This window comes from Paraburkholderia sp. MM5384-R2 (assembly GCF_014201025.1).
Lineage (GTDB): Bacteria > Pseudomonadota > Gammaproteobacteria > Burkholderiales > Burkholderiaceae > Paraburkholderia > Paraburkholderia tuberum.
Genome location: NZ_JACHDI010000001.1, coordinates 102259 through 121770, shown reverse-complemented (window position 1 = coordinate 121770; position 19512 = coordinate 102259). Strand labels below are relative to the sequence as shown.

Sequence of the window (19512 nt, the reverse complement as noted above, 5' to 3'; positions counted from 1 at the left end):
TGCTTCTTGCCGCTCTCTGCGTCTACTCACAGGCCCGGCTTAATGCAGCAGCAAGGCGGCTCAATGAACGCCCTCGGAAAACACTAAACTTCGACACACCAGCTGAGCGATTTCATCAAACTGTTGCATCGACCGGTTGAATCCGCACGCCAGAACGGCCGAAAGATCGATGAAAGCAGCAGGGCGACTCTCCGGCGAAGACGCTTTGAAGGGGGCAAACCAGGATGCTTTCCGGCAACGCCTCGCTCGGCGACACCACGCCTCGCAGACGAGGCCACAGCCGGTTCTGCCCCCCGCAACTGAGGAGTTCCACGATGCCAGCTCATTCGCTCAACTTAAACGATCGTGTCGCCTTGGTGACCGGCGGCTCGCGCGGAATCGGACGCGCCATTTCGATCGCGCTTGCCTCAGCCGGCGCAGCAGTCGCCGTCAACTATCGGCAACGCGAGAACGACGCGGCCGACGTCGTCGCGGAAATCGAACGCGCCGGAGGCCGCGCGATCGCGGTATGCGCCGACGTATCGGTCGCAGACGACGTCGAAGCGATGATCGCCGAGGTGGAAAACCGCCTCGGCCTGATCGACGTGCTCGTGAACAACGCGGGCACCGCGACGATCGTCGACATCGACGATCTCGCGGAAGCGGAGTTCGATCGAACGCTCGCCGTCAATCTGAAATCGGCGTTTCTCTGCACGCAGGCAGTGCTGCCCGGCATGCGCGCGAGGCGCTGGGGCCGCATCGTCAACGTCTCGTCGGCCGCCGCCCGCGGCCCCGGCTTGGTCGGCGTTCACTACAACGCATCGAAAGCCGGCCTCGAAGGCTTGACGCGCGGCTATGCGGCACGGCTCGCCCGCGAAGGGATCACCGTCAACGCCGTTGCACCGGGACCGATCGACACCGAAATGGCTGGACCGCTCAAGGCGTCCAACGTCGCAGAAAGGCTGCCCGTCGGGCGCTTGGGCGAAGCGAGCGAGGTCGCGGAGGTCGTGCTGATGGTCGTCGGCAACGCATTCATCACGGGCCAAACGATCCCCGTCAACGGAGGCGCAAGCTTCATATAGATCCTTGGCCGCATCGCGCGCGGGCAAGATCCGATATGGGCACCGCTTGGACCACGCAGCCGCAAACGGTCCAGTTTGAGGATGCGTTTAAAGCAGGTTGCTTGAAGTGACTCGACAACTGCGTTGACAGCCGCCGGTCCGCTGATAGTCAATGAAATATCAGCGGACCCACGGGCAATGGAGCGACTACTACTCCGCTTTCCCGGTATGCCCACGAACAATGCTGGCGAGCAGTGCGCCGACCCCGAACTCCCAGGGCGCAATGCGATGCGAATGGTTGACCGTGTTGATGAGCGCACCGAATCGCGGGCTCGATATCGTCACCGTATCGCCGATCTGATGCGTGAATCCTTGCCCTGGCACGCTACGATCCGCGGTCGGTGCAAACAACGTCCCGAGATAGAGCATCATTCCGTCTGGGTATTGATGGTGAGAGCCCATCGCTTGCGCAACGAGTTCTGTCGGGTCCCGGCTGATGCGTTTCATGGAGCTCGCCCCTGTCAGAACATATCCATCTGTTCCTTCTACGCGTAGCGAAAGCTCCGCAGCCCGAACATCATCGAGACCGAATCTACTGTCGAAGAGGCGAATGAACGGGCCAATCGAGGCCGACGCGTTGTTGTCCTTCGCCTTACCGAGCAGCAGCGCACTGCGGCCTTCGAAATCCCGGAGATTGACGTCGTTCCCAAGCGCGGCGCCGACGATTTCCGCGCGGCTGGTCACCGCCAGCACGATTTCGGGCTCCGGGTTATTCCACTGCGAATTTTCATGAATTCCGATTTCGCTGCCGGTACCGACGGCGGACATGGGCTGCGCTTTCGTGAAAATTTCCGCATCGGGACCGATGCCGACTTCCAGATACTGCGACCACATTCCTTCCTGAACAAGTACGTGGCGCACCGCTTCGGCTTCGGCAGACCCCGGGCGAACGCTTGCGAGCCGATCGCCCAGTACTGACATGACACGCGCGCGCACTTCGTCGGCCCGGCTCGCGTCGCCTCCCGAGCGCTCCTCGATCACCCGCTCCAGAAGGCTTTCGACGAACGTCACACCGCTCGCCTTGACCGCCTGAAGGTCACATGGCGCGATGAGCCAAGGAGTCGACGGATCGCGCCGATCGAAGGCGGAATTGGCAAGAACCAGGTCCAGTGTCGCAAGTCTCGGCAGGTTCGCAGCGGCCTCCTTCAGCCGAAGGCCGATTCCTGGTTGCTCAAGCAGCGTGCTGGTCGTCAGCGCGAACGACGACACATCCACCAGTTCGCCACCGATAACGGCAACGGGACACGGCGCGCCGATATCGGGGCACCACGCGCGCCCCACGAGCACCGCCTGCTCCAGATCGTCAGGCAACGCGGATTGGTCATTCAATGGCATCTAATCTTTTTCCAACCTGGTTTGGGTTATTGCTGAGCATCAGTGCGGTGCACGCTCTACTTGTGCCGGACAACAGCGGCTCACATGATTGCGCTGATTTGCCAAGGCACGAATTCGTTTTGCCCGTAACCGTGCTGCTCGCTACGAGAGCGTTTCCCGGAGGCCACGTCGAGCAGCAGTTGGAACAGCACTGCGCCAAGTTGCTCGATCGTTGTGCTGCCTTCCAGCACTTCTCCGCAGTTCAGGTCCATATCGTCGGACTGACGTTGCCACAGTGCGGTGTTTGTCGCGAGCTTTACCGATGGCGAGGGCGCGCAGCCGTAAGCCGAACCGCGTCCCGTCGTAAAGCAGATCAGGTTCGCACCGCCGGCAACCTGGCCGGTCGCCGACACCGGATCGTAGCCAGGCGTGTCCATGAACACGAGACCGCGCGCCTTAACCGGCTGGGCGTATTCGTACACCTCGACCAGATTCGTGGAGCCTGCCTTTGCGATGCCGCCCAACGATTTCTCGAGGACGGTCGTCAAACCGCCGGCCTTATTGCCCGCCGACGGATTGTTGTTGATCTGCGCCCCTTGCCGCTGCGCGTATGCTTCCCACCACCTGATGCGATCGACCAGTTTCTGTCCCACTTGGGGCGTTACCGCGCGGCGGGTCAATAAGTGCTCGGCGCCATAAATCTCCGGCGTCTCCGAGAGAATCGCGGTACCGCCGTGCCGCACGAGCAAATCGACGGCTGCACCCAGCACAGGATTGGCCGTGACGCCCGAATATCCGTCCGACCCACCGCATTGAAGGCCAATGGTGAGATGACTTGCCGAAACCGTTTCCCGCTTCACGTCATTCGCGTCGGGCAACATCTGCCGAACCAGTTCGATACCTTTTGCAATTGTCAGGGTCGTGCCACCGGTGTCCTGAATCGTGAAGGTTCGCAAGCGGTCGTGTTCCCTGAGCCCCTGGGTTTCGAGCAGCCGCGAAATCTGATTCGTTTCACAGCCCAGGCCGATAACCAGCACGCTCGCGAAGTTGGGATGGCACGCATAGCCGCCAAGTGTGCGCTGGAGGATCGCGAGGCCGTCGCCTTCGGAGTCGATAGCGCAACCCGAACCATGGGTGAGCGCGACGACGCCATCGACGTTCGGAAACGCGGCCAGCGCTTCGGGACGAATGTCACGGCGGAAATAGTCGGAAATGGCTCGCGCGACCGTGGCCGAGCAATTCACCGAGGTGAGAATGCCGATGTAGTTGCGCGTCGCCACGCGCCCGTCTTCGCGCACAATGCCCTGGAATGTCGCGGGCTCGGTTGACGGGACGGTGGCACGTACGCCCTGACTGAATGCGTAGTCACGGGCGAATTCGCCCATCGCGAGATTATGAGTGTGAACGTGCTGCCCCGCGCGGATCGGCTGACTCGCAAAGCCGATGATCTGGCCATAACGGTGCACCGCTTCACCTTCACCGATGTCGCGTGTCGCCACTTTGTGACCGGGCGGGATCAATCCCGAGACCGTCACCGCTTCCTCATCCAGCACCGTGCCGGACATGAGCTGATCGAGGGCGATGACGACATCGTCAGCGGGATTGAGTCGAATGACGCGAACCGGTCTGGCCGCGGTCGATGCGACGGACTTGCTCGCAACAGGGGACGACATGGAACTACTCCTTCGTTTCTCAATACGTAACGACGGTTTCAGGATCGGCTGCACGACGTCGCATTACGCGCGGTGCCGCCGTGTTCAAACGACGTTTCAGCCAGCGCTCCACGGTGTCTTGCAGCGCGTGTACTCGAGTTGATAGAGCGTGGCGTCCGGCGCAACCGCAGCGGCCCCTGGCAAAGCAGTGAGCCCGGCAAGGAAAGCGTCCACTGTTGTGCGGACGTAGTCGGCACGGCATCCTTCGATCATCACGATCCATGTCGGCACCTGGGTGCCTTCCGAACGCGCCTTCTTCTCAGCAGTTTCGACCTTGCTGACGGCCTCATCGGCCAGACACAGGTGCACGCCCGTGATCCCGGGCCGGTCGGCGAGCGGCGGCAAGACCCGTTGACGCAATCCCTTCACGACATCGGCCCGCGCCGCGGAAGGCACGTCGAAGCGCACCGTCATGAGACTGGCGCCCTGGCCGACGCCTTCCGAATACGCCACATGGCAGATCGAGCGGGCCACGCTGCGAAACGAGGCGACGACCTGCTTCGTCCACGGCGTCGGCGAATTGAGCCGAAGCAGATAGTCCTGCGCGCCGAGCACCTCCACGGTGTCGGCTTCATACAGATTGAAGTACTCGGGGCCCGCATCCAGCGCAATGTAGCGCCGGCCGCGCCTGAACCCGGGAATTCCGGCGCGTTCCGGCATGTGCTCGCGGTTGTGCCACTCGTAGAATTCATCCTTCGCTTCCGGCAGCAGGTCATGCCAGATTGCGACGACGCCCGTTCCAGCAAGGCTCATATCTCCTCCTTCTACAGATCGAATCGTTTTATCGTGCCAACGGATATTCGCCACGGCCCCATGCCGTGCCAAGCGAATCCGCATACCGCACGACCTTCTGGCTCTGCTCGCCGAGTCCGCTGCCGCCGAGGGTCATGGTGTCGCCCGCTTTCAGAAAGACGGGCGGCTTCTGACCGAGGCCGACACCGGGAGGCGTCCCGGTAATAATGACGTCGCCAGCCATCAGTGGCATGAAGCGGCTGAGATACGCCACGATATGCGCGACGTTAAAGATCATCGTGCGTGTGTTGCCCGTCTGACGACGTGTGCCGTTGACGTCGAGCCACAGGTCGAGCACCTGCGGGTCGGGCACTTCATCACGCGTTACGAGCCACGGGCCGAGCGGCGCAAAAGAGAAGCCGCTTTTGCCCTTGGTCCACTGGCCTTCGCGTTCGAGCTGATACGCGCGTTCGGAAACGTCATTGGCAAGGCAGTAACCCGCCACATGATCGAGCGCGGTAGCTTCGTCGATCTGCCAGGCGGGTTTGCCGATCACCACGCCCAGTTCGACCTCCCAATCCAGCTTTTGCGCGTCTGCCGGCAAGATGACCGGATCGTTCGGGCCGCTGATCGAACCCGTATGCTTGTTGAACACGACGGGTTCCCGCGGAATCGGCGTATCGGTTTCGGCGGCATGGTCGGTGTAGTTCAGACCAATGCACACGAGGTTACGGACATTGCCGATACAGGCGCCCAGGCGCGTGCCCGCTTCCACGACGGGCAGGCGATTCAGATCGAGTTCGCTCAGCTTCGCAAGGGCGGCAGGCGAAACAGTCGTTCCGTCGATGTCGTCGACGACGCCGGTCAGATCGCGGATCGCGCCGCTCGAATCGATGACACCGGGATGCTCCTGACCAGGCTGGCCGAAACGGACGAGACGCATTTGAAGACTCCTATCAAGACAAAAAAAGTATGGGCAACGTGCCGAGATCACCGAAGCCGATATGCAACTCACAACCAATCGGTAACTCGAGCACGCCCGCGTAAGAGCCCGTGACCACTGCCTGGCCGGCATGCAATCCAAGGCCGCGGACGCGGAGAAAATTGACGAGCCACACGATCGGCGCGAGCACGCTGCGATCAGGGTGGCGGCCAGCAAAACTGACCGTGTCGTGTCCGGCGCGAGTCACACTGACGGTGAATTGGACCGGGAGATCGGCCGGCGTCGCGCCATCGCGCAACTCAACACGTGGCCCAATGACAAGACCGGCATTGAACAGACCGTCTGCCAGCAATTCAGGAAACGTCAGCGATTCCGGATGCGCATAGCGACTGCCCAGCAGTTCGAGCGCGAGGTGAACATTCCCGAGAGCGTCGAGCACCTCGGCTTCGCCATACGCTTCACGCCGTGGCGGCAGATCGCGAGCCAGCAAACAGGCGAGTTCAGGCTCTGCCCTTACAGAAGACTGCGCAAGCCCGGCGCGAGTGCAGCATTGGGCGGCTCGATGGATAACGGCGTCATAGATTGGCGCAGCGATGAGTTTGCCCGCCGTCGGCAGCGCGCATTTCCAGGCGCCGGCCTGCCAACCGAGCTGATCGCCCACCTGTTGCTGGATCGCGAAACCCTCATCCAGATTTTGGGGACGCAGTTCGACGGGAAGGCGCTCCGCGAACGTGCCTCGCTGGCGCGCCGTGACGAGAAGGCGTGCTGCCTGCTCATCCAGCGCGGCGAGTCGCCCGACGACAGCCTGATCTGCATCCGGCGTGCTCATGCCGCCTCACTCACATCCGCACCGACGCTCTGGCGCGGCCATACGGCACCCAGCTTCGCGGACGCTTGCTGCAATAGCGCGTAAAAGGCCTCGTAACGCTCCGGCTGAACCCGTGTGACCGGCCCGGCAATGCTCATGGTGCCGAGCACCGCACCGTCAGGCAGCGCACGCACCAGCACCGCCAATGCGACGACACCCGGCTCGGCCTCTTCGACGACAAGGCCATAGCCACGCTGCCTGGTCCGCTCCAACTCCGGAATCAGCTGCTCGACGCTGGTAATGGCCTTCGGCGTCCATGCGCCCGCGGCGGACGCTTTTCCGAGTCCACCACGCAGGGCGTATTCGATCGCCTGGTCGTTCGGCATTCCAGCCAGCCACGCCTTGCCAACCGATGTGGCATGCAAGACGATGGGACTATGCATGGACGGCGAATACATCAGGCCCGGTGCCGCGCCCTGGGACGCTGCCAGCCACGCGAGTGTTCCTTCGTTGACCACCGTCAGCCGGACCAGCTCGCGGCACTGACCCGCGACCTCATCGAGGATCGGCTGCACCAGACCCGGCAGACCAAGCCCATGCAGGTACCGCTGACCGAGCAGGGACAGCTTCAAGGTCAGACGGTACTGGGAGGTCTGTTCATCCTGTTCCGCCCAGCCCTGCTCGCACAGTTGCGCGAGTACGCGATGCGCGGGGCCCTTCTCCAGCCCGAGTTCGGCGGCGATATCGGAGATGCGCATCCAGCGCGCCTCACGTGCGAGCAACTCGATTGCCTGCAGCGACCGGTCAACTGCTCCCTTGACAACTCTCATAATTGACGTAACATGATTCTTAATGGAACGGTGTTACAACAATAGACAAACAGCACCGGAAAGTCAATCACGATGGAGACAAGCATGAATCGGAACACCCGGGTTAAGCCTCACGGCAAGCGCCAGTCGAAGATCGCCGCGGCCAGCGGCTGGATCGGCTCGGCGCTGGAGTACTACGACTTCTTCATTTACGCGACTGCGGCGTCGCTGGTGTTCCCGCAGCTCTTCTTTCCGTCTGATAATCCAACGGTCGCCATCATCGCCTCACTGGCAACCTTCGGTGTCGGCTATATCGCCCGCCCGGTGGGCGCCGTCGTCCTCGGCCACTGGGGCGACCGCCACGGCCGCAAGACGGTGCTGCTCCTCTGCATGTTCCTCATGGGCTTTTCAACGATGGCCGTCGGGGTCCTGCCAACCTATAAGCAGGTCGGCATCTGGGCGCCGGTGCTGCTCGTGGTTCTGCGCCTCATCCAGGGCTTCGCGGTCGCCGGGGAGCTCTCCGGCGCCAGTTCAATGATTCTCGAGCACGCACCGTTCGGCCGGCGCGGCTACTTCGCGAGCTTTACCCTCCAGGGGGTGCAGGCCGGACAGCTCATGGCGGCAGCGATCTTCCTGCCTCTCGCGCATTTCATGCCCAGGGACCAGTTCACCTCCTGGGGCTGGCGGATTCCGTTCCTGCTCAGCATCGTCGTTCTCATCGCGGGCTACGTCATTCGCCGCAAAGTCGATGAGACCCCGGCGTTCGCCGAGGAGCGCGTGCACGGCGAAATTCCCGCCTCGCCAGTCGTCGAAGTGCTCCGGCAGAGCTGGGACGATGTCGTGCGCGTGGTTTGCATGGCGCTTACCGCCGTAATCGCCCTGGTCGCCGCGGTCTTCGGCACCGCCTACGCGGTTCAGCCGGCGTACGGCATCGGCTTCCCTCCCGGCATGTATCTGTGGATCCCTGTTCTGGGCAATATCTGCGCAGTGATCCTGATTCCCTTCGTCGGCAACCTCTCAGACAGGATTGGTCGCAGGCCGCCAGTCCTTGTCGGCACCCTCAGCGCTGGACTGCTCTCGTTCGTGTATCTGTACGCGATCAGCATCCATAACGTATGGCTGGCGATGGTTCTCTCGGTGCTCATGTGGGGCATCGCCTATCAGGGCTTCAACGGCGTATTCCCGAGCCTGTTCTCCGAACTGTTCCACACACGCGTGCGCGTGTCCGGGATGGCCATTGGACAGAACGTCGGGACGACGCTTTCCGCGCTGCTCCCGGCATTCTTCGTCGCGGTCGCGCCCCCCGGCTCCGCCAATATTCCACTGAAGATCGGAGCCCTGACATTCGGCATCTGTGTCGTGGCCGCGATTGCCGCCTTTACCACGCGCGAGACGTACCGGGTCCGGCTCCACGATCTCGGCGACCGCAACGCGGTCCCTGTACCCAAAGGCGAATACGATCGTCTGCGCGCCGAGATGTTGCGTGATGCGACCGGAACAGCCGACTCACAGGATCTGACGAACCAACTGCGCTCGTAGCCGAAAGCAAGGGCCATATCGGCAGCGACCGCCCGGCGCAACTTACGCTGTTCGGACGAGCCGGGCAGGAACACGCGGCTGCGGCACTCGCCAATATCTGATGCCACACAGGAGAAAGACACATGCACAACGAAGGTACGCCACGTTACGATGGCCCGCGCGAACTCGCGCAATCCCTGACTCCGTTCGCACGTGTGAGCGCATCCGCAGCGGTCTGGAACAAGGAAGGGCTGCGCGCGGACTCCGAGTATCGCGACCTCGGACTCGCCGCGGTGACCAACGGTCGCATCGGCGCCAAGCACATTCGCGCACTGACCCCGTTCACCGATGCCACGGGCTGGCATTGGCACGACATGACTGCGCACTATCTGTATGTGCTGCGCGGATCGGTGACGTTCCGTTTCGCCGGCGTCGAGGGCGATGTGACTCTCAACGCCGGGGACGACCTCTCGCAACCCGCCGGCGTTCCGCACAATGTGATCTGGCGCTCCGATGACCTTGAAGTCATCGAGATTAACGAGCCCGCTGTCTACGGAACATGGGATCTCGCCGAAGCCCCGGCACCCTGGAAGTGAGCAGTAAGCTATGACTGCACCTTCCGTCAACATCGGACATGAGGCCGCAATGCATCCACATATCACGGGAAGAACGCGACTTTACGGGTTAGTGGGCGATCCGCTGACGGCAGCCAAGTCGCCGCAACTGCTGAACCAGCTTTTTATCGAACAGCGCGCGGACGCGGTCTGCGTTCCGTTTTGGGTCAAGGCGGAAGACCTGTCCGCATTCGTCGCCGGCGCACGAGCGTTACGCAATCTTTCCGGCCTGCTGGTCACAATGCCTCATAAGCAACGGATGCTGGATTTTGTCGACGAACTCCATCCCACTGCTTCCAGGGTCGGCGCACTCAACGTGATACGTTGCAACGAAGATGGACGCTGGGTCGGCGCCATATTCGATGGCGTGGGCTGTGTGCTTGGCATGCAATGGGAAGGCAATCATCCGGCGAATAAGTCCGTTCTTCTCGTTGGTGCCGGAGGCGCGGGCAGGGCTATCGCATTTGCAGTCGCGGCGGCGGGCGCCCGAACGTTAACCATATCCGACGTCGACGAGCAGCGGGCTGGCGAGCTCGCGGAATCCGTTGCTGCCGAAACCGCTTGCATCACGCATTCCGGACCTCCCGACCCGCACGGTTTCGAAGTCGTGATCAATGCCACACCGCTCGGCATGAACGCGAATGACGCCATGCCGGTAAATCCCGAGCGGCTCGCACCCGGCACCATCGTCGTAGACATCATCAATGCGCCAGAGCCGACGCAGCTTCGCCGCGCCGCGTATGCGCGCGGCTGTCGTACCCAGGACGGGGGGCCGATGCATGAAGGGCAGGCAGTGCATGCCCTACGCTTCCTTGGGTTCGATTACCACCCTGCTGGCAGGTCAGCACCAGACGACGGCGTGCTTTTCGCGCCTGCAACGAACGCAAGTCGTTAATGCCCTAACGCCTCTGGGAAAGCGCCCGGAATCGACAGTTTTACCAGTTTGAATGGAGGGAAGATGCGATGAACAGTTTCAACGTTTCCACATTGGTATGTGCGGCCAGCTTTAATGCGCGCATCGCGCAAGCACGGAGTCGATTCGTCGACGGTGCGAAGGGAGAACACGCATGAAAGTCGCATTGCTGGAGGCCAGCCATTGGCATGTCCCGCTCTATCTCGATGCGCTTGAGGCGCCCGGTATCCAGGTGGTAGCCGTTTCAGATGCGGAGCAAGTAAAAGGACAGGCAATTGCCGCGCGCTTTGGGAGCACGTTGTACTCGTCGGCGTATGAGTTGCTCGAGCGCGAGGATGTCGATTTCGCGTTTGTGTTTGGGCGGCATTCCGAAATGCCGACGCTCGCGGAGGCGGTGATCGAACGAAAAATTCCGTTCGCGCTGGAGAAACCCTGCGGCGTAAACATGTCGCAGGTCACGCGGCTGCGCAAACTGACCGAGGAAGCCAATCTTTATTGCGCCGTACCGTTGATCTTCCGGATGAGCGAGTTGCTCGGCGCACTGGAAGATGCGGAGGACTGCATACCGTCGGACTTTAACTACATGTCGTTCCGTTTCATTGTAGGTCCGCCTGGTCGTTATGAAGCTGCAGGCGCAGGTTGGGCACTCGATCCTGTGTTTTCCGGAGGCGGATCCACGATCAATGTCGCAACCCACTTCATCGATCTCTTCAGATTACTGACCGGCAAAGAAGTCGCGCGAGTCTCCGCTACCATGAACTCCCGAACGCATCGAGGCGCCGTCGAGGACTACTCGTTGCTGACAATGCAAACCGAAGACGGCGTGATCGGGCTCGTGGAGACCGGATACAGCTTTCCCAGTACTCAGGACGAGCAGCGCGAATTCTCCTTCACCCTTTCATCCGATCGCATGTACGCAAAATCGGGCCCCGACCGGATCGAGATTCGGGACCGGAACAATCTTGCCGCCGGCACTCGCAGTCGCCGTCTCCAGTTAGAGACCGACATTTACTACCCACTATTCGTCAAGCGAGTGCTTGGTGAATGCCGCACAGGTGCAAGGCCGATCGCGTCCTTGCGCGACGCCGAGGCGATGATGCAGGTCATGGATGCGGCCTACGCTTCTGCTCGGCAGGGGGGTGCGCTTCAGACTCTTGAACCGATTTCCGGGTAATCCAGGCCATCGGATTGCGTCGCACGCCTATGCCGCTAACGAGATATTGCAATTTGGCCGATTATCCTGCACCGAAGGAAGGCGACTGGATCGCGCGAGACTTCCGTTTCCACACCGGGGAGGTGATGCCGGAGGTGCGGCTACACTACCGAACCATCGGCGACCCGTCCGGCGAGCCGGTCCTGGTCCTGCACGGCACGACGGGCACAGGCGCCAGTATGCTGACGCCCGCGTTCGCGGGAGAGCTGTTCGGGCCCGGACAGCCGCTTGATGCCCACAATTATTTCATCGTCCTCCCGGACGGAATTGGAGCCGGCGGATCGTCCAGGCCGTCGGACGGGCTGCGCACGCGGTTCCCGGCTTACAACTACGACGACATGGTGCTCGCGCAGTACAGGCTCCTGACCGAGGGGCTGGGCATCAGACACTTGCGCCTGCTGATCGGCAACTCGATGGGCGGCATGCACGCATGGATCTGGGCGGTGCGATATCCGGACTTCATGGACGCGCTGGTGCCAATGGCGTCGCAACCGACCGAGATGTCGGGCCGCAACTGGATGCTGCGCCGCATGCTCACCGAGATGGTCCGCGACGACCCGGAGTACCTGGATGGCAATTACGCCAGCCCGCCCCGCTCCTTGCGCATTGCCAGCGCGTTCTTCGCGCTGGCCACCAACGGCGGCACGCTGGCCTACCAGAAAGCGGCTCCGACAATGGAGTTGGCCGACAACTTCCTGGACACCCTGTTGGCCCAGCCTTTCACGTTGGATGCCAACGACTTCTTATATCAATGGGGTGCCTCGCGCGGCTATAACCCGGCGCCCGGCCTGGAGCAGATCCGGGCTATGGTGCTCGCCATCAACGCGGCCGATGACGAACGCTATCCGCCCGAGACCGGTCTGATGGAGCACGCGATGCAGCATGTGCGCCACGGCCGGCTGCTTTTGATCCCTGCCAGCGAGGATACGTGCGGTCACGGTACCAACGGCCTGGCGCGTTTCTACAAAGCCGAGTTGCAGGAACTGCTGCAATCAGCCCCACGCCGCGCCTCCAGGTGATGCTGACCGGACAATACGGCGCCCCTTCGTCCGGCGCCTCGCTATTGAGCTGGACCTACACAACATGTCTTTCGAGCAACGACCATGTTCCGTTCGGCGATGGGCTGTTGCTGTCGCCGTGCGGCAGCGGGATGTGACGCATACGCTGCCCTCGCGTCCGCCTTGAGCGTCCGCCCGATGGTGTTGTCGCTGCGGTGCTCGTTTCTGCCGCTCGTGGATCAAGCGAACTGGCGCCAAGGCCCGTTGCGCCACAGAGGCGCAGCGGGACGAATGGAAGCGTCCGCTCCGCAGTCCGAAATGAACTCCGGTGCGATCATTGAATGTCGGCGGCCTTGGGGCCCCAAACTATCGTTCCAGCCGATTCCCGGTTGTAAGTCTGCGAATATGGCTGACCCTTTTGGCGTTGTCGGTCACGAGTATTGCCCCATTGCATAAGCTGAGCGACGCTTGCCTCGCTGGCGCGCCGTGACGAGAAGGCGTGCTGCCTGCTCATCCAGCGCGGCGAGTCGCCCGACAGCCTGATCTGCATCCGGCGTGCTCATGCCGCCTCACTCACATCCGCACCGACGCTCTGGCGCGGCCATACGGCACCCAGCTTCGCGGACGCTTGCTGCAATAGCGCGTAAAAGGCCTCGTAACGCTCCGGCTGAACCCGTGTGACCGGCCCGGCAATGCTCATGGTGCCGACCACCGCACCGTCAGGCAGCGCACGCACCAGCACCGCCAATGCGACGACACCCGGCTCGGCCTCTTCGACGACAAGGCCATAGCCACGCTGCCTGGTCCGCTCCAACTCCGGAATCAGCTGCTCGACGCTGGTAATGGCCTTCGGCGTCCATGCGCCCGCGGCGGACGCTTTTCCGAGTCCACCACGCAGGGCGTATTCGATTGCCTGGTCGTTCGGCATTCCAGCCAGCCACGCCTTGCCAACCGATGTGGCATGCAAGACGATGGGACTATGCATGGACGGCGAATACATCAGGCCCGGTGCCGCGCCCTGGGACGCTGCCAGCCACGCGAGTGTTCCTTCGTTGACCACCGTCAGCCGGACCAGCTCGCGGCACTGACCCGCGACCTCATCGAGGATCGGCTGCACCAGACCCGGTAGACCAAGCCCATGCAGGTACCGCTGACCGAGCAGGGACAGCTTCAAGGTCAGACGGTACTGGGAGGTCTGTTCATCCTGTTCCGCCCAGCCCTGCTCGCACAGTTGCGCGAGTACGCGATGCGCGGGGCCCTTCTCCAGCCCGAGTTCGGCGGCGATATCGGAGATGCGCATCCAGCGCGCCTCACGTGCGAGCAACTCGATCGCCTGTAGCGACCGGTCAACTGCACCCTTGACAACTCTCATAATTGACGCAACATGATTCTTAATGGAACGGTGTTACCACACTAGACAACCAACACCGGAAAGTCAATCAAAACGGAGACGAGTGATGAACACTGAACACCCCGCTTGAGCCCCACGGCAAGCGCCACTCGGAGATGGCGGAACTCGCCGAGCGGCTGATTACCCGCGGCATTCCGTTTCTCATCGAGAAGCCTTGCGGGCTTAATCTCCAGGAGGTCCGTCGGGTCCGGCAACTCTCGGAGAAGCACGGCGTGTACGTCAGTGTTCCCTTCATCATGCGCGTGAGCGATCTGGCTGCCCGTCTTTTGCCCGCGAATGGATTTACGCCGGAGGGATTCCAGCATCTCGCGTTCAGGTTCATCGTTGGCCCGATAGCTCGGTACGAGCGCGGCGGGTGCAGCTGGATGCTGGATAAACGGCACGCAGGTGGAGGGTCCACGTTGAATGTCGGGGTTCATTTCATCGACCTGATCTCGTCCCTCACAAACAGCCCCATCACCCACGTCTCGGCGCAGATGCGAACGTATCGACCTGATGTGACCGTCGAGGAGCAAGCCGTGTTCACGTGCCGAAACGCTGCGGGACAAATCGGCGTGATTGAAACGGGTTACCTGTATCCATCAACAGCGGAGGATCAGCGAGACTTCGCGTTTTCCATCTCGCATACCTCCTCCTACGTCCGGGGTTATGCCGACCAGCTTTACATCAAAGCGCGGGGCCAACAGCAGGGGCGCGCCACGAAGGTGGAGTACAACACGGACGAGTTTTATTCGGTGTTCTTAAGGCGCAGCTGGGCCGATCTGGCGAGTGGTTGTCCTCCCGTTGCAGGGTTGCGCGAGGCCGAGCATGCGATCGCTGTCGTCGAGGCAGGATACCGCTCTGTAGCCAACGACGGCGCACCAGAACCGGTCGACAATGCCTTCCAGGACCGTTGCCGCCTAACGGCTCTACGCCTTGCGACGAGTTGTTGTGCGAGTCAAATTTCAACGCAGACCTTAACTCCGCCGCCAAGGGGCCGCTCTTCGCCGCTTGCGGAAGACCGCACCACGCGCGCCCGCCCTCGCCTCTCGACATTTGCCGATCCTGAACCTCTCGACGGATGCGATTGTTCTGGTTGGCAAGACGGTTGTTCACTTCGACGCGCCGGGGATGGTTGGCGGCCCATTGCCCCGCTTGCGCAGTCGATGCGATGGCGAGTGTCCCGGCCATTGCGACGACACTGCCAATCAAGGTTTTGCGGCGCGCGGCCATCGAAACTCGCGAAGCGATCGCTGCATTCGTTGTGGCGCGCGAAGTAGTATTCTCGCAATGCACGCGGTCGACCGATCATCTGACTTGAGGAGCCGGGCCAATGGAAAGCATCGACACACTCGTCGTGGCGGCATTCGCTTTTGTCGCCAGCCACTTTCTCCTGTCCCATCCGCTGCGGGCGGGTATGGTCCGGGCAATCGGCGAACGGGGTGCCATGGGCGTCTATTCGCTGATTGCGATACTGACGTTCGGCTGGATGGTCGTGGCTTACGACAGGACGCCCGTCTCCGCGCCGCTATGGCCGGCAGGCAACGCGCTGTGGGCAGTTGTGACCGTGCTCATGCTGATCGCGTCGATCCTTCTGATGGGCTCCCTGATCCGCAACCCGGCGTTGCCCACCGGCGGCCGGCCCACCGCGTTTCCCGACGCGGCGCGCGGCGTGTACGCAGTGACCCGTCACCCGATGATGTGGTCGTTCGCGCTTTGGGGACTGTGCCATATCGCCGTGTTCCCGGTCACCCGGAACATCGTGCTTGCCGGGGCGATCATCATCCTCGCGCTGGTCGGTGCCGCGTTACAGGACCGCAAGAAACGGCGTCTGCAACCCGATCTGTGGCCCGCATGGGAATCGAAGACGAGCTATCTGCCGTTCGCGGCGATCGCCGCCGGCCGCGCGCGGCTGGGCGGGTTCGGCATGCACGCGCTGGTGGGCGGCGTCGTTTTCTGGCTCGTCGCGACCTGGGCGCATATCCCGCTCTCCGGTTGGCCCGCGGGCATCTGGCGCTGGCTCTAGCCGGCAGATTCCACGAGATTTGTTCTCGTGGCGCAAGACTCTTTGTCCACGGTGTGTGTTCGAATTCGCGGCGGATGCGCCTACAGTGCCCTCCATCGGGTCCATCGATTCGAATGGCCAGCAGGCCGGATCAATCACACTGTGAGACAAACCATGAGCACTTCCAAAGTCGTCATCGTCACCGGCGCATCGCAAGGCATCGGCGCTGAAACCGTCAAAGCCTTCCGCGCGCAGGGGCATCGTGTCGTCGCCACGGCTCGTTCCATCGCACCGGCCGTCGAGGCCGACTATGTCGCCGTGGCCGGCGACATCGGCGACGCCGCTAGCGCCCGCCGTGTCGTCGACGCTGCCATCGAGCACTTCGGACGTGTCGATACGCTCGTCAACAACGCGGGAATCTTCATCGCGAAGCCGTTCACGCAGTACACCGCCGAAGACTACGCGGCGATCCTGAACGTCAACCTGAACGGCTTCTTTTACATTACCCAGTACGCGATCGACGCGATGCAGAAGCACGGCAGCGGTCACGTGGTCAGCATTACCACGACGCTCGCCGAAAAGGCGAACAGCAAGGTTCCGTCGGTGCTCGCGTCGTTGACGAAGGGCGGCCTGAATGCCGCGACGCGTTCGCTCGCCATCGAATATGCGCGCGCCGGTATCCGCGCCAACGCGGTGTCGCCCGGCATCATCAAGTCGCCGATGCATCCCGCCGAATCACACGCGACGCTCGCCGGGATGCACCCGGTCGGGCGCATGGGCGACATGAGCGACATCGTCAATGCGATCCTCTATCTCGACTCCGCACCGTTCGTGACCGGCGAGATCCTGCATGTGGACGGCGGCCAGAGCGCAGGCCAGTAAATGGTCTGGCGTCACCCGCACTCGCCCGGCAAGCCGACCCACACCCGCACCCATGACGCGATTGATCGTCAGTGCGGGTGTCCGCACATTGCGCGCATGATCTGATTCGCGCGCTCGACGCCACACTCAAGGAGCCCCACCATGTCCGTCCAACAGAAACTCGCAGAACTCGGTCTCGAACTGCCCTCGCCTCCGCAGCCGCTGGGCAGCTATACGGCTGTCAGCGAAGCCGGAAACCTGCTTTTCATCTCGGGACAGGTGCCGCTGTCCGACGGCAAAATGGTCTATTCGGGGCGTGTCGGCGAGAACCTGACGCTCGAAGAGGGCCGCAAGGCTGCCCAACTCGCGGCGCTCAACGTACTCGCGCAGATCTCGCGTCATCTCGGCGGTTTCGAGCGCCTGCATCACATCGTTCGCGTCGACGGGCACGTCAGTTCCGCCGATGGTTTCTACGGGCAGCCTGCCGTGGTCGACGGCGCTTCGGATCTGTTCGCCGCCGTGCTCGGCGACAAAGCGGGACATGCGCGTTCAGCGTTCTCGCATAGCCAGGGTCCCGCCGACGCCGCTGTCGTGATCGTCGTCATCGCCGAAATCCTGCCCGCCTGATCGACGCGCGCCAGGCGTGACGCACGCCCTTCCCGCTTGGCGGCGCGGGCCTCGAAACGCCTCCAAACGCTTCCGAACGTGCTTGCCGCCAGCCTCCCGCTGATCGCGAGACGGGATGAAAGGCCCGATGATCATCTCCGCATAGCTTTGTCCCGGCCCGACCATGGGAAACACATCGGCGTTCTGGTCGATCATGACTTCGAGGAACGCCGGTCCGGCGAATTCGATGAACGCCCTGAGTTTCTGTTCCAGTTCAGCGAGCGATTCGTCGGCGCGGCGCTCGGTTACGACGAAGCGGCTTCGGATGGCGGCGGCAATCGCGCCGCGGCCCATGCCTGGCGTCAGCGATCCGCCCGCCGCGATACGCGCGCGGGCGTCGTTGGAGTCACCACTCCTTGACGGCCACTTCGTAGTTGTCGTCGTAGAACGCGACGAGAAACTCCTCGGGCATCAGCCACGAGTCGACGCTCACGCTTTGCGTGCCAACGTCGACCTCGACTTTCGCGTCGGGATCGACCGACTTCATCGCAAGCTCGAGCTTGGTCACATCATCTGCACGGATTTCAGTTTTCATCGAGAACTTCATGTTTCACCTCCCCAGTCAGCAACGTTCGAACCAGGCGGCGGCTCGCGATCAATCCGGGCTCGCCTGAACCTCGACCACCGTCCCGCGAGGCGTGCCGATCCAGTGAATCGCGGCGGCGAGAATGCCGAGCGCGATACCGAACGCGACGATGCCCGTCCAGCAATAGCGTGTCATCAACCAACCGCTGACCGTCGCACCGAGCGCACCGCCGAAAAAGGTGGCCGTCATATAAAGACTATTGATGCGGCCCTGCGCTTTCGGATCGACCGCGAACGCGCGCGTCTGGTTCGATACGAGACCGGACTGCACGCCGATATCGAGCACGATCACGCCCACGATCAACAGCGTCAGCGAGTTCGCCGCGCCCGACAGCAGCAGATACGCGAGCGTGACGATGCCGATACTAGCGCCGATCACCTTGCGGAATCCGACGCGATCGGTCGCATTGCCGCCGAGTGAAGCGGCGAACGCGCCGGCCGCGCCGATCACGCCGAAGCCGCCTGCCCATGCGCTGCCGAGATGCCACGGTCCGCTCGCGAGAAGCGCGGCGAGATTGACCCAGAACGCATTGAAGCAGGCCCACAGCAAGGCCTGGATCAGCATCGATTCCCGGATCGGCCGATTGTCCCTCGCGAGCGGCCACAGCGAAGCGAGCAGGCGCCCATAGGAGAGATTCGTCGACGGCACGCCGCGCGGCAGCAGGGCCGCGGCCGCGATCCAGACCGGCACCATGAAGGCCGCTTCGGCGACGTACACCGCGCGCCATCCATACGCCGTACCGATCACGCCGGCGATGGTACGGCCGGTCAGGATGCCGACCATGATCCCGCTCACGACGGTGCCGACGTTACGCCCGCGCTCGCTTGGCAACGACATCACGGCGGCGAACGGCACCAGCTGCTGCGGAACGCAGCTCACGATGCCGAGGCCGAACGACGCCGCGACGAGCGCCCAGATGCCGGGCGCGACGGCCGCGGCGACGCCGAACACGCAGGCGAGCGCGATCTGGATCAGCACGAGCTTGCGGCGATCGAACCGGTCGCCGAGCGGCAACAGCAACGCGAGCCCGCTCGAAAAACCGAGCAGTGCCGCGGCGGCGACGAGATCGACGGTCGTCACGTCGACGCGCAGACCCGCGGCGATCAGCGGCAGGATCGGCTGCGTGCAGTAAATGTTGGTGATCACCGCGCCGGCGATGATCGCCATCATGACGATCTTGCCGCGCGATGCGAATGCGGGCGTGGCGGCACTATCGGCTAAGTGGGTTGAGTCGCGCATGACCAGCTCCTTGTTGTTCGTTCGCTCCGGTATTCGCAGCGACATGCCGCGATCCGGGTTCCAGTTTTGAACGGCGAGCGGCCCGTTGCCC

Annotated in this window: 19 protein-coding genes and 2 pseudogenes; 11 read left to right on the top strand and 10 right to left on the bottom strand. The window is 62.6% G+C overall.

Annotated elements, in window-relative coordinates; translation table 11 throughout:
* Positions 1 to 23: 23 nt before the first annotated feature.
* Positions 24 to 140 (top strand): annotated as a pseudogene (locus HDG37_RS40215) (IS30 family transposase); the annotation flags it as partial.
* Between the two features lie 174 nt (positions 141 to 314).
* Positions 315 to 1061: an SDR family NAD(P)-dependent oxidoreductase gene (locus HDG37_RS00570; protein WP_184043485.1), complete on the top strand. Its 747-nt coding sequence runs from the start codon at positions 315 to 317 to the stop codon at positions 1059 to 1061.
* Positions 1062 to 1250: 189 nt separating this feature from the next.
* Here the strand turns inward: HDG37_RS00570 and HDG37_RS00565 are convergent, their stop codons facing one another.
* The 6 genes from HDG37_RS00565 to HDG37_RS00540 form a co-directional block, all read right to left on the bottom strand.
* Positions 1251 to 2435: a fumarylacetoacetate hydrolase family protein gene (locus HDG37_RS00565; protein WP_184043483.1), complete on the bottom strand. Its 1185-nt coding sequence runs from the start codon at positions 2433 to 2435 to the stop codon at positions 1251 to 1253.
* 80 nt (positions 2436 to 2515) lie between these two features.
* Entirely contained in the window at positions 2516 to 4087 is a 1572-nt protein-coding gene (locus HDG37_RS00560; protein ID WP_184044444.1) for a UxaA family hydrolase, read from the bottom strand.
* 96 nt (positions 4088 to 4183) lie between these two features.
* Positions 4184 to 4933 carry a hypothetical protein gene (locus tag HDG37_RS00555; protein ID WP_311540828.1) on the bottom strand — a complete coding sequence of 250 codons (750 nt, stop codon included), beginning with the start codon at positions 4931 to 4933 and terminating at the stop codon, positions 4184 to 4186.
* A complete protein-coding gene (locus tag HDG37_RS00550; RefSeq protein ID WP_184043481.1) occupies positions 4908 to 5801 on the bottom strand; it encodes a fumarylacetoacetate hydrolase family protein in 894 nt (297 codons plus the stop codon). Before HDG37_RS00550 ends, HDG37_RS00555 begins: the two co-directional genes overlap by 26 nt.
* Before the next feature lie 13 nt (positions 5802 to 5814).
* A complete protein-coding gene (locus HDG37_RS00545) occupies positions 5815 to 6630 on the bottom strand; it encodes a 2-keto-4-pentenoate hydratase (RefSeq protein ID WP_184043479.1) in 816 nt (271 codons plus the stop codon).
* Positions 6627 to 7439, bottom strand: a complete 813-nt coding sequence (locus HDG37_RS00540) for an IclR family transcriptional regulator (RefSeq protein WP_184043476.1) — start codon at positions 7437 to 7439, stop codon at positions 6627 to 6629. Before HDG37_RS00540 ends, HDG37_RS00545 begins: the two co-directional genes overlap by 4 nt.
* 84 nt (positions 7440 to 7523) lie before the next feature.
* Between HDG37_RS00540 and HDG37_RS00535 the strand changes: the two genes are divergently transcribed.
* The 5 genes from HDG37_RS00535 (at position 7524) to HDG37_RS00515 (ending at position 12695) form a co-directional block, all read left to right on the top strand.
* Positions 7524 to 8957, top strand: coding sequence for an MFS transporter (locus HDG37_RS00535; RefSeq protein WP_184043474.1), 1434 nt, complete (start codon positions 7524 to 7526; stop codon positions 8955 to 8957).
* A gap of 122 nt (positions 8958 to 9079) precedes the next feature.
* Entirely contained in the window at positions 9080 to 9532 is a 453-nt protein-coding gene (locus HDG37_RS00530) for a cupin domain-containing protein (RefSeq protein WP_131244584.1), read from the top strand.
* A gap of 10 nt (positions 9533 to 9542) precedes the next feature.
* The gene (locus HDG37_RS00525; RefSeq protein ID WP_260332708.1) at positions 9543 to 10445 is read left to right on the top strand and encodes a shikimate dehydrogenase; all 903 of its coding nucleotides are present in this window, start codon (positions 9543 to 9545) and stop codon (positions 10443 to 10445) included.
* A gap of 172 nt (positions 10446 to 10617) precedes the next feature.
* Positions 10618 to 11637, top strand: coding sequence for a Gfo/Idh/MocA family protein (locus HDG37_RS00520; protein WP_184043472.1), 1020 nt, complete (start codon positions 10618 to 10620; stop codon positions 11635 to 11637).
* Between the two features lie 29 nt (positions 11638 to 11666).
* Positions 11667 to 12695 (top strand): alpha/beta fold hydrolase, encoded by a 1029-nt coding sequence (locus HDG37_RS00515; protein ID WP_184043470.1) that lies wholly within the window; start codon positions 11667 to 11669, stop codon positions 12693 to 12695.
* A 538-nt stretch (positions 12696 to 13233) separates the two neighbouring features.
* Here HDG37_RS00515 and HDG37_RS00510 read toward each other — a convergent pair.
* Entirely contained in the window at positions 13234 to 14046 is an 813-nt protein-coding gene (locus HDG37_RS00510; RefSeq protein ID WP_184043468.1) for an IclR family transcriptional regulator, read from the bottom strand.
* A gap of 134 nt (positions 14047 to 14180) precedes the next feature.
* Between HDG37_RS00510 and HDG37_RS00505 the strand changes: the two genes are divergently transcribed.
* The 4 genes from HDG37_RS00505 to HDG37_RS00490 all read left to right on the top strand — a co-directional run bounded on the left by HDG37_RS00505 (position 14181) and on the right by HDG37_RS00490 (position 17557).
* Positions 14181 to 15344 carry a Gfo/Idh/MocA family protein gene (locus tag HDG37_RS00505; RefSeq protein ID WP_184043466.1) on the top strand — a complete coding sequence of 388 codons (1164 nt, stop codon included), beginning with the start codon at positions 14181 to 14183 and terminating at the stop codon, positions 15342 to 15344.
* Positions 15345 to 15397: 53 nt separating this feature from the next.
* On the top strand, positions 15398 to 16090 hold the full coding sequence (locus HDG37_RS00500; RefSeq protein WP_184043464.1) for an NnrU family protein: 693 nt from the start codon (positions 15398 to 15400) through the stop codon (positions 16088 to 16090).
* A 153-nt stretch (positions 16091 to 16243) separates the two neighbouring features.
* Positions 16244 to 16951: an SDR family NAD(P)-dependent oxidoreductase gene (locus HDG37_RS00495; RefSeq protein WP_184043462.1), complete on the top strand. Its 708-nt coding sequence runs from the start codon at positions 16244 to 16246 to the stop codon at positions 16949 to 16951.
* Positions 16952 to 17092: 141 nt separating this feature from the next.
* Positions 17093 to 17557, top strand: coding sequence for a RidA family protein (locus HDG37_RS00490; RefSeq protein ID WP_184043460.1), 465 nt, complete (start codon positions 17093 to 17095; stop codon positions 17555 to 17557).
* 84 nt (positions 17558 to 17641) lie between these two features.
* Here HDG37_RS00490 and HDG37_RS40210 read toward each other — a convergent pair.
* The 3 genes and pseudogenes from HDG37_RS40210 to HDG37_RS00475 all read right to left on the bottom strand — a co-directional run.
* Positions 17642 to 17821: pseudogene (locus HDG37_RS40210) on the bottom strand (acetolactate synthase, large subunit, biosynthetic type); the annotation flags it as partial.
* 121 nt (positions 17822 to 17942) lie between these two features.
* Positions 17943 to 18143: a copper chaperone gene (locus tag HDG37_RS00480; protein WP_184043456.1), complete on the bottom strand. Its 201-nt coding sequence runs from the start codon at positions 18141 to 18143 to the stop codon at positions 17943 to 17945.
* Between the two features lie 48 nt (positions 18144 to 18191).
* Positions 18192 to 19421 carry an MFS transporter gene (locus HDG37_RS00475; RefSeq protein WP_184043454.1) on the bottom strand — a complete coding sequence of 410 codons (1230 nt, stop codon included), beginning with the start codon at positions 19419 to 19421 and terminating at the stop codon, positions 18192 to 18194.
* Positions 19422 to 19512 lie beyond the last annotated feature (91 nt).

What these genes read in the sequence shown, in the direction of transcription:
- HDG37_RS00560 (WP_184044444.1), bottom strand. Translation starts at nt 4,087, where the DNA reads ATGTCGTCCCCTGTTGCGAGCAAGTCCGTCGCATCGACCGCGGCCAGA.
- HDG37_RS00510 (WP_184043468.1), bottom strand. Translation starts at nt 14,046, where the DNA reads ATGAGAGTTGTCAAGGGTGCAGTTGACCGGTCGCTACAGGCGATCGAG.
- HDG37_RS00565 (WP_184043483.1), bottom strand. Translation starts at nt 2,435, where the DNA reads ATGCCATTGAATGACCAATCCGCGTTGCCTGACGATCTGGAGCAGGCG.
- HDG37_RS00530 (WP_131244584.1), top strand. Translation starts at nt 9,080, where the DNA reads ATGCACAACGAAGGTACGCCACGTTACGATGGCCCGCGCGAACTCGCG.
- HDG37_RS00490 (WP_184043460.1), top strand. Translation starts at nt 17,093, where the DNA reads ATGTCCGTCCAACAGAAACTCGCAGAACTCGGTCTCGAACTGCCCTCG.
- HDG37_RS00480 (WP_184043456.1), bottom strand. Translation starts at nt 18,143, where the DNA reads ATGAAGTTCTCGATGAAAACTGAAATCCGTGCAGATGATGTGACCAAG.
- HDG37_RS00505 (WP_184043466.1), top strand. Translation starts at nt 14,181, where the DNA reads ATGGCGGAACTCGCCGAGCGGCTGATTACCCGCGGCATTCCGTTTCTC.
- HDG37_RS00515 (WP_184043470.1), top strand. Translation starts at nt 11,667, where the DNA reads ATGCCGCTAACGAGATATTGCAATTTGGCCGATTATCCTGCACCGAAG.
- HDG37_RS00525 (WP_260332708.1), top strand. Translation starts at nt 9,543, where the DNA reads ATGACTGCACCTTCCGTCAACATCGGACATGAGGCCGCAATGCATCCA.
- HDG37_RS00570 (WP_184043485.1), top strand. Translation starts at nt 315, where the DNA reads ATGCCAGCTCATTCGCTCAACTTAAACGATCGTGTCGCCTTGGTGACC.
- HDG37_RS00500 (WP_184043464.1), top strand. Translation starts at nt 15,398, where the DNA reads ATGGAAAGCATCGACACACTCGTCGTGGCGGCATTCGCTTTTGTCGCC.
- HDG37_RS00535 (WP_184043474.1), top strand. Translation starts at nt 7,524, where the DNA reads ATGAATCGGAACACCCGGGTTAAGCCTCACGGCAAGCGCCAGTCGAAG.
- HDG37_RS00495 (WP_184043462.1), top strand. Translation starts at nt 16,244, where the DNA reads ATGAGCACTTCCAAAGTCGTCATCGTCACCGGCGCATCGCAAGGCATC.
- HDG37_RS00550 (WP_184043481.1), bottom strand. Translation starts at nt 5,801, where the DNA reads ATGCGTCTCGTCCGTTTCGGCCAGCCTGGTCAGGAGCATCCCGGTGTC.
- HDG37_RS00540 (WP_184043476.1), bottom strand. Translation starts at nt 7,439, where the DNA reads ATGAGAGTTGTCAAGGGAGCAGTTGACCGGTCGCTGCAGGCAATCGAG.
- HDG37_RS00545 (WP_184043479.1), bottom strand. Translation starts at nt 6,630, where the DNA reads ATGAGCACGCCGGATGCAGATCAGGCTGTCGTCGGGCGACTCGCCGCG.
- HDG37_RS00475 (WP_184043454.1), bottom strand. Translation starts at nt 19,421, where the DNA reads ATGCGCGACTCAACCCACTTAGCCGATAGTGCCGCCACGCCCGCATTC.
- HDG37_RS00520 (WP_184043472.1), top strand. Translation starts at nt 10,618, where the DNA reads ATGAAAGTCGCATTGCTGGAGGCCAGCCATTGGCATGTCCCGCTCTAT.